Origin of the sequence: Actinospica sp., from assembly GCF_035552695.1 — a bacterium.
Classification (GTDB): Bacteria; Actinomycetota; Actinomycetes; order Streptomycetales; family Catenulisporaceae; genus Actinospica.
In genome coordinates this window covers 1-7,609 of sequence record NZ_DASZKT010000261.1, presented here as the reverse complement: position 1 = coordinate 7,609, position 7,609 = coordinate 1, and the positions used below count along the sequence as shown (strand labels likewise).

The window sequence follows — 7,609 nt, the reverse complement described above, 5'->3', positions numbered from 1 at the left end:
CAGACGTCCTAACCACACGGCGAACATCGTGCTCGGAGACGATCCGTCGTCAATAGCGAACCGCGGCCAGGGCATGCTGCTAGGCAGCTGTCGAGCAGCTCCGCAAGAACCATCCCGAGCGATGCTCGGCGGCGCCCTATCTCTTGGTGGGCGTGCGGGTGGGCGAGGCGCTGTACTTACCGCGTCTGGTCTTGGTGTGCGCCGGTGAAGACGGTCTCGGCTTGGTCGCGGTGGGTGTGTAGGTCCCAGTAGGTGGGGGCTATCTGGTCGGCGGTGGCCGTGGGCGCGCCTTCCGGGCCGTGGGTGCCGATCCACACGCCGATGGCGACGTGCGCGGCCTGGATACCGGTGCCGGCCAACTCGCCGTGCAGGTTGATCACCCAGTTGCGCAGGGCCGCGGCGGCGGCGTTGATGTTGCCGAACATCGTGATCGGGCTGACCGAGCCGGCGCCGGTGGTGTAGAGCAGGGTGCCCGTGCCGGCCTCACGCATCGCCGGCAGCACCGCCCGGGTGGCGGCGATCGCGCCGTAGAGCTGGAAGTCCATCTGCTCGTGGACATCGGACGGCGTCGTGGCCGACGGGACGGTCCTGGCCGCGGAGTGCGCTGTCCCGCCCGGGGAGTACTCCAGGACGTCGATGCCGCCGAAGCGGTCGGCGGCGCCGCGAAGCGCCTGGGTGAGCTGGTCGTGGTCGAGCACGTCGGCCGGGAACGCCGCGGCGGTGACACCCTCGGCGGTCAAGGTGGCGGCCAGGTCGTCGAGTTTGCCGCGGTTGCGGGCGATCAGGGCGACGTCGAAGCCTTGCTTGGCGAAGGTGCGGGCGATGGCCAGGCCCATGCCGGGACCGGCGCCGACGATGGCGATTGCGGACATGAGAGAGCTCCAATTCCTACTTTTTGTGCGTAGCGTCATACTGGACCAGTACGGAAGCCCGTACAAAAGGAACACCGCTGTGTGCGGCGGAGAGGAATGTGCGCCATGCAGGTCACGGACACTGGCAGGGACGCTGGCACGGATACTTCAGGCGGGGCGGCCACGATCGGGCCGTGCGCCGGCATCCCCGCCGAGCACCTGGACGTGGTGCGGCAGGTCCTTGACCGGGTCGGGGACAAGTGGAGCCTGCTGGTGATCGTCGTGCTGGAGGCCGGGCCGCTGCGCTACACCGACCTGCAGCGCCAGGTCCCCGGCATCTCCCAGCGCATGCTCAGCCTCACCCTGCGCCAACTCCAGCAGGACGGCCTGATCACCCGCACCGCCTACGCCGAAGTCCCCCCACGCGTCGAGTACGCCCTGACCCCACTCGGCCGCGGCCTCCACCAGATCGTCACACCACTGATCGGCTGGGCCACCGAACACCACGACGAGATCCGCGCCCACCGCGCAATCCAAACCACCACCACCGCGCCATAAGCACGAGGCCGGACACCGCCCGAAGCACACAACCCCGGACCGAACCGTCGAATATGACAGGACCGGAATATGCGCACCACGCCAGTCAATTGAGATTCATCATCCGCCTGATCTGGTCTGTCCCGAGCGGGTCAATCTGGGTGCTGAGTGCAGCACGCTGATTTGATGCGTTGGATGCAACGGCTGCTTCCGATCCCCGTGAGCTTGTCAACGACAGTACTGACAGCTCTCGATCATCCGGGGCGGGTCGCCTGGCTGGCCGGTGGTCAGGTGGCGGGGCGCAGGCCCGTGGCGACAACCCCCTCTGCCCGACGGGCTGCGCGGCTGGCGCGCGTCCGTGACCCGGATCTGAAGGGAACCATCCGATGCACAGCGTCGAAGCACGCATTCCCACCGACCGCGCCGAGCGGTACCTGGACCAGCTCTGTAGCCATCTCGGCCAGATGCAGCAGATGCGCCACCTGCCCAAGGGCGGGCACGGCGGGGCCGGGGTGCTCCGGGTCGAGCATATGGAGCAGGCACCGGGCCGCGCGGAGATCCGCTTCGCCGACGGCTCCTGGACCCTTCACGCCGGGGCGGATGCGCTGGTGCTGCGGGTCGAGGCCGACGATCCGGCCGCGCTCGAACGGCTCGAGGACGCGATCGCCGCATCGTTGACGGAGAGTGCGACATTCGGATTTGCCCGCATCTGAGCGTACTTGGCCCGGTTCGTAGCGGTGGTGAAGTAGAGCAGTTCGCCGTCGTACGTGAACCACATAGGCGTCACCTGGGGAGTGCCGTCGGGCCTGACCGTGCCGAGGTGCCCGAACAAAGGGCGTTCGAGCAGGTCCGCGTAGCGGGGCGGAATCGTTGTCACGACTGCGTTCCTCCAGGGGAGCATGGCTCGGGGGCGAAAGTACGTGGCCTGGGTCAGAAGTACGTGGCCCGGGTCAGTTGAGTGCTGATATCGCGGCTTCCAGCAGTTCGCGCACGGCCGACCGTTGCGGCTCGCCGAGCCCGTCGTCGAGCCGCTGCTCGACGGCTCGGGCCGCGGCATCCGCCCGCTGAGTCACCTTCTCGCCGGCTTCGGTAAGGTGCACGACGAAGACCCGCTGGTGGATCTCGGACACCTCACGCCGGATCAGGCCCTTGGCCTCGAGGTTGTTCAAGACGGTGGACATGTTCTGCGGTGTGACCAAACCCAGACGGGCCAGCTGCGCACCGGACAGCCCGGGGACATAGCTCAGCGCCAGCAGGGCGGTGTACTGCGGCACCGTGACGTCGAACTCGCGCAGCGCCCGCGCCTTCTCCGCCATCAGGGCCTGCTCGGCCCGCTTGATGACGTTGCCGGTGCGCGCGGCCACGTGCTGCTCGAACCCCGCGATGCGAGCGGCCTGGCTCATGCCGTTCCTCCTGTCGCCATTGACGTGGAGCGTGCCGGGCACTGGACGTCCAACCGGCGCTCGATCAATGCTTCGTCACAACATCGTGTGATGCCACGACTCACAACACTGATTAGAGCCAATGCTTTGAGTCAAGGGTGCGTCGACGGATCCCGGCCCTGCCCGCGGCCGCGACCGCGGGAAGTTGCTTGATGGAGGACCAGCTACGACGCGCTATACATCCCGCCCAGGCGCAACTGCCAAGCGGCCTCGAGCCACGGCGTCGATCTCGGAGGGGCCGCGCGCCCACCCGAGTACACGTCCCACCGCAGTCGCCCGCGGGCGATCCCAGGCGATTCGCACGGCGGCCGGGCGGTGTATGCCGAGTTGGACGCGGGCCCACGCCGGCAGTAGACCGACGGAACCGCTCATCAGCAGATGAGTCACCCAACGCTCCCGACGGTTGCGGCCGAATCCGCGGAGGAATCGGATGCTCTCCAGGGCGGCCGGGGTGACGCTCAGTTGAGGGCGCATCCGGTCCAAGTACTGCTCGACCGCGTGCACGCTGCGCGGCACTTCCATGGCGCCCAACGCCTCGGCTACGGGGGCCGCCTGCGTGTAGTAGGTGTCGCATTCGGCATCGGTCAGCCGCAGCCGACGCTGCGCGTAGACCTGGTATCCCGTAAGGAAACTGCGCACCTCGGTGGTGTGCACCCAGGTCAGCAGTTCGGGGTCGTCCGCTCGAAAGCGCCGGCCGTCGGGAGCGGTGCCGTGCACATGGGTGTGGATTCGGCTCACGACGGCTATCGCTTGCTCCGCCGCCGGCCTCGATCCGAATGTCGTCGTCGTGATGAAGCGCGCGGTGCGGTTGAGCCTGCCGATCGGGTCGGTTCGGTAGTCGGAGTATTGATCTACCCCGGCCATCGCCAGCGGGTGCAGGGACTGCAGCATAAGCGCGGCGAATCCGCCGATCATCATGCCTGCCGGGTGCCCGTGCACACGCCACGCCGGATCGCCCGGTGCGATCGCGAGCAGGCCCGGGTCACCGGGCGGCCCCGCGTACCGATCCAGCTGGAGATCTCCCCCGTGTATCGCCGCTGTCATCTCCTCCCGTATTCGGGCGCGCAACCACACGGGTGCCTCCAAAGTGCGTCGTCGACCTTCACACTAGACACTTTGTCGACGTGAGCGGGCATCTGGAAGTGCTCTCCGAAGCCGATGGCGGACGCGAACTCACCGCCGCGTATCGCAACTACACCTGGGGCGAGATGCGTACCCGGTGGCGGTTCACGATCAGCGACGGCAAGATCGAGCGCTTCGAAACCGGCCAGGCGTAGGCCGAGTTCGTTCTCTGTTCTCAGTGTACGAATGTACTCAGCGCCAGGATGAGCACGATGGAGACGCAGGACAGGACGGTCTCCATCACCGACCAGGACTTCAGCGTCTGCTTGACGTCCATCCCGAAGAACTCCTTGACCAGCCAGAACCCCGCGTCGTTGACATGGGAGAAGAACAGCGAGCCGGAGCCGACGGCGAGGGCGAGCAGCGGGGCGCTGGTACCGGGTGACGTCGCCGCGATCGGGGCGATGATGCCGGCGGCGGTGACGGTGGCGACCGTGGCGGAGCCGGTGGCCACCCGGATCGCGACGGCGACGAGCCAGGCGAGCAGCAGCAGTGACAGGTGCGAGTCGTGCGCGGCCTTGCCGATGGAGTCGGCGATCCCGGAGGTGATCAGGATCTGCTTGAACCCGCCGCCCGCGCCGATGATCATCAGGATTCCGGCGATCGGCGGGAGCGCCTCCGCCAGCACGGCGCCCGCGCGCACCCGCTCGAAGCGGAACAGCACCAGGGCGGCGACGACCGCTGCGGACAGGGCGACGATGGGGTCGCCGACGAAGTCCGCGACGCGATGCGCCTGCGCGGCGGCGGGGGTGGTGATGTCCACGACGGTGCGAGCGAGCATGACGGCGACCGGCAGGAGGATCACGGCGAGCGTGCTGCCGACCGACGGTACCCGGCCTCCGGTGCGGTCGGCGGCCTCGGCCGTGTACTGGTCCGTGAGGCGCTGCGGTGGTTCGGGATGCACGCGCGCGGCGATGAAGTCGCCGAACAGCGGTCCCGCGATCGCGGCGGTGGGGATCGCGACAAGGACGCCGAACGCGAGCGTTTCGCCGATGTTGGCGTGCACGGCGTCGACCGCGATCAGCGGGCCGGGGTGCGGCGGGATCAGCCCGTGCAGGATGGACAGCCCGGCCAGCGCCGGGATGCCGATGCGCAGGATCGATCCTCCGGTGCGCCGCCACACGAGGTAGACGATCGGCATGAGCAGGACCAGCGCGGTCTCGAAGAACATCGGAAGGCCGACGACCATCGCGCCGACCAGCATGGCCCATGGCGCGTGCTTCGGCCCGACGCGGTCGAAGATGGCGCCGACCAGGCGGTCCGCGCCGCCGGAGTCGACGAGGAGCTTCCCGAGCATCGCGCCGAGCGCGACGATCACGCCGACATCGCCGAGCGTGGATCCGACGCCTGATTCGAACGCGGGCAGGATCTTGTCGACGGGGAGCGCGTCGCTGAACGCCACCAGCAGACTGCCGGCGATCAGCGCGAGGAACGGATGGATCTTCAGGACGGCCGTGAGCAGGACGACCAGGACGATCCCGGCGAGCGCGCAGAGCACGAGGCGGGTGTCGTGGCCGGTCCAGGCCTGCGACTTCGAGGCCGCCGCGGAGGCCGAGGAGAGGGCTGTGGTGATCACGCGGCGACTCCGAGAGCGATCAGACGCTCGACGATCTGCTGCGGGGCCTCATTCACGGGGATGCGGACGATCGCCTCGTCGGGTTCCGGCGCCTGCAGGTCGCCGTATTGGCTCGCGAGCAGGTCGGCCGGGAAGAAGTGGCCTTCGCGCGCGGTGAGTCGAGCGCTGACGGTGGCGAACTGCGCGTCGAGGAACACCAGGCGCAGGTGCGCGCGGCCCTCGCGCAGGCTGTCGCGGTAGGCGCGCTTGAGCCCGGAGCAAGTGACCACGGCGGGCCGGCCCGCCGCGACGCTCTCGTCGATCCAGGCTCCGATGGCGGCGAGCCAGGGCGCGCGGTCGGCGTCGTCGAGCGGCCGGCCCGCGGCCATCTTCGCCAGGTTCGCGGACGGATGGAACGCGTCGGCTTCGGCGTAGGCCCAGCCGAGCCGACCGGCCAGCAGCGATCCGACGGTCGTCTTACCGCTGCCGGACACGCCCATGATCAGCAGTACCGGCGGACTGCCGGCGAGGGTGGCGGACTGCATAGGTCTCCTTTGACCACGTGGTGGCGGCGTCCGAACAGGTCTCGTCCGCCGAGGCGTGCCCACCCTAGCCGCAATAAGTACTACTTAATAAGTCGCTGCAATCAACTCGTAATAACATTCAGGCTGACGTCGCTGCGCGACCCCGGACGCTCGGGGTACCGTGCACAGCGCGGCCCCGCCCAGGAGCCGCATCCGCTTCGCATGAGAGGGAGCCGCAATGCGCGAGGGCGACAGCCTCGCCCGACAGGTCGCGGACAAGCTCGGCCGAGAAGTGGCCGACGGCTCCCTGGCGCCCGGCGACGTCGTGCGCACCGAGCAGCTGCAAGCCCGGTACGACGTCTCGAGGACCGTGGTGCGCGAGGCCGTGCGCACCCTTGAGGCCAAGCGCATGCTGCGCAGCACGCCGCACGTCGGCCTCACGGTGCGCCCGGTGGCCGACTGGCATCTCTACGATCCGGATGTCATCCGCTGGCGCCTGTCCGGCCCCGGGCGTATCGCGCACCTCGACGAACTGACCGAACTACGCGCGGCCGTCGAGCCGGCCGCCGCGGCCGCGGCGGCGCGACGGGAAGACGCCGCGGGCGCCGAGGCGCTACTGCAATATGCCGCCACGATGCGAGCCCGTGCGGCCGTCGGCGACAGATTCGGCTTCCTCGAGGCGGACGTGCAGTTCCACCGCGCCCTGCTCACGATGTGCGGCAATCTCCTGTTCGCCCAACTCGCCCCGGTGACCGAGGAACTGCTCAGAGGCAGGGCCGAGATGCGCCTGCTCCCGGCAGCACCCGATCCGGCCGACGCCGCCCGACACGACGCCGTCGCCATGGCAGTGGCCGAACGCCGTGCCGCCGACGCCGAATCAGGCATGCGCCTCGTGGTCCGCGAATCACTCGACGACATCCACCGGCGACTCATCGAGCCCTGAGTCCTGGAAGAGTGACCATGCCCCTGTTCACGCACTACGGCGTCGGCCTGTGGGTGCCGGAGATCGGCGGCCCGATCGACCCCGGCTCCGAGGCTCACGACCTAATCATGAGCGTGTTCGGCGGAATGTCGAAAGGCGAGCGCAACCGCATCAAGATTCGCGTTCGCTCGGCCATGTCCTCGCAAGCCAAGGTCGAAGGCAGGTTCCTCGGCGGCCGCCCCCCATACGGATACCTTCTGGCCGACGCCGGCCCTCATCCGAACCCCGCCAAAGCAGCCGACGGCAAACGCCTGCACCGTCTCGAGCCCGACCCTGTCGCCGCGCCGGTGGTCCAGCGCATCTGCGCCGAATACCTCAGCGGCACCGGCTTCCGCGCCATCGCCGAGCACCTGACCCGCGACGCGATCCTGTTTCCATCCGCCCACGATCGCGCGCGCCAGAATCGACCACGGCGTGGGCCCGCGCCTCGACGAATGCGTCATTTCGGCTGAGAAGGCCAACGCGTGCATACCATTCGTGCGCGTGTAGGTGGGCTATGACGAAGTCCGCCTGGTCCAAGCCGTGACGAATCGACGCCATATATCCGCTCAGGTCATCTTGGTCTGGAACCGTCGTCACTCCCGGCTCATCGGATA

At 68.6% G+C, this 7,609-nt stretch carries 9 protein-coding genes and 2 pseudogenes; 5 read left to right on the top strand and 6 right to left on the bottom strand.

The window, feature by feature from the left end:
- Positions 1-176: 176 nt before the first annotated feature.
- Positions 177-872 (bottom strand): SDR family NAD(P)-dependent oxidoreductase, encoded by a 696-nt coding sequence (locus tag VG296_RS29675; protein WP_325571797.1) that lies wholly within the window; start codon positions 870-872, stop codon positions 177-179.
- Between the two features lie 96 nt (positions 873-968).
- Between VG296_RS29675 and VG296_RS29670 the strand changes: the two genes are divergently transcribed.
- Positions 969-1,409, top strand: coding sequence for a winged helix-turn-helix transcriptional regulator (locus VG296_RS29670; protein WP_414641152.1), 441 nt, complete (start codon positions 969-971; stop codon positions 1,407-1,409).
- A gap of 365 nt (positions 1,410-1,774) precedes the next feature.
- Positions 1,775-2,101, top strand: coding sequence for a DUF2218 domain-containing protein (locus VG296_RS29665; protein WP_325571793.1), 327 nt, complete (start codon positions 1,775-1,777; stop codon positions 2,099-2,101).
- Here the strand turns inward: VG296_RS29665 and VG296_RS33075 are convergent.
- From VG296_RS33075 to VG296_RS29655, 3 genes and pseudogenes are all read right to left on the bottom strand, one after another.
- A pseudogene (locus VG296_RS33075) lies at positions 2,059-2,289 on the bottom strand (pyridoxamine 5'-phosphate oxidase family protein); the annotation flags it as partial. The gene VG296_RS29665 and the pseudogene VG296_RS33075 overlap by 43 nt on opposite strands.
- Positions 2,290-2,338: 49 nt before the next feature.
- Complete coding sequence (locus VG296_RS29660) at positions 2,339-2,791, bottom strand: MarR family transcriptional regulator (RefSeq protein ID WP_325571791.1); 453 nt, start codon at positions 2,789-2,791, stop codon at positions 2,339-2,341.
- A gap of 213 nt (positions 2,792-3,004) precedes the next feature.
- Entirely contained in the window at positions 3,005-3,874 is an 870-nt protein-coding gene (locus tag VG296_RS29655; protein WP_325571789.1) for an oxygenase MpaB family protein, read from the bottom strand.
- An 86-nt stretch (positions 3,875-3,960) separates the two neighbouring features.
- Between VG296_RS29655 and VG296_RS29650 the strand changes: the two are divergent.
- Positions 3,961-4,107, top strand: a pseudogene (locus VG296_RS29650) (nuclear transport factor 2 family protein); the annotation flags it as partial.
- Positions 4,108-4,127: 20 nt separating this feature from the next.
- On the opposite strand, the gene VG296_RS29645 reads toward VG296_RS29650, so the two are convergent.
- Both VG296_RS29645 and VG296_RS29640 read right to left on the bottom strand, forming a co-directional pair.
- The gene (locus tag VG296_RS29645) at positions 4,128-5,525 is read right to left on the bottom strand and encodes a gluconate:H+ symporter (RefSeq protein ID WP_414641151.1); all 1,398 of its coding nucleotides are present in this window, start codon (positions 5,523-5,525) and stop codon (positions 4,128-4,130) included.
- Positions 5,525-6,052, bottom strand: a complete 528-nt coding sequence (locus VG296_RS29640) for a gluconokinase (protein ID WP_325571783.1) — start codon at positions 6,050-6,052, stop codon at positions 5,525-5,527. The genes VG296_RS29645 and VG296_RS29640 overlap by 1 nt, the downstream gene beginning before the upstream one ends.
- Before the next feature lie 217 nt (positions 6,053-6,269).
- On the opposite strand from VG296_RS29640, the gene VG296_RS29635 reads away from it, so the two are divergent.
- Positions 6,270-6,974 (top strand): FadR/GntR family transcriptional regulator, encoded by a 705-nt coding sequence (locus VG296_RS29635; protein WP_325571781.1) that lies wholly within the window; start codon positions 6,270-6,272, stop codon positions 6,972-6,974.
- Positions 6,975-6,991: 17 nt separating this feature from the next.
- Entirely contained in the window at positions 6,992-7,465 is a 474-nt protein-coding gene (locus tag VG296_RS29630; RefSeq protein ID WP_325571779.1) for a hypothetical protein, read from the top strand.
- Positions 7,466-7,609 lie beyond the last annotated feature (144 nt).

What these genes read in the sequence shown, in the direction of transcription:
- VG296_RS29640 (WP_325571783.1), bottom strand. Translation starts at nt 6,052, where the DNA reads ATGCAGTCCGCCACCCTCGCCGGCAGTCCGCCGGTACTGCTGATCATG.
- VG296_RS29635 (WP_325571781.1), top strand. Translation starts at nt 6,270, where the DNA reads ATGCGCGAGGGCGACAGCCTCGCCCGACAGGTCGCGGACAAGCTCGGC.
- VG296_RS29630 (WP_325571779.1), top strand. Translation starts at nt 6,992, where the DNA reads ATGCCCCTGTTCACGCACTACGGCGTCGGCCTGTGGGTGCCGGAGATC.
- VG296_RS29660 (WP_325571791.1), bottom strand. Translation starts at nt 2,791, where the DNA reads ATGAGCCAGGCCGCTCGCATCGCGGGGTTCGAGCAGCACGTGGCCGCG.
- VG296_RS29675 (WP_325571797.1), bottom strand. Translation starts at nt 872, where the DNA reads ATGTCCGCAATCGCCATCGTCGGCGCCGGTCCCGGCATGGGCCTGGCC.
- VG296_RS29665 (WP_325571793.1), top strand. Translation starts at nt 1,775, where the DNA reads ATGCACAGCGTCGAAGCACGCATTCCCACCGACCGCGCCGAGCGGTAC.
- VG296_RS29670 (WP_414641152.1), top strand. Translation starts at nt 969, where the DNA reads ATGTGCGCCATGCAGGTCACGGACACTGGCAGGGACGCTGGCACGGAT.
- VG296_RS29655 (WP_325571789.1), bottom strand. Translation starts at nt 3,874, where the DNA reads ATGACAGCGGCGATACACGGGGGAGATCTCCAGCTGGATCGGTACGCG.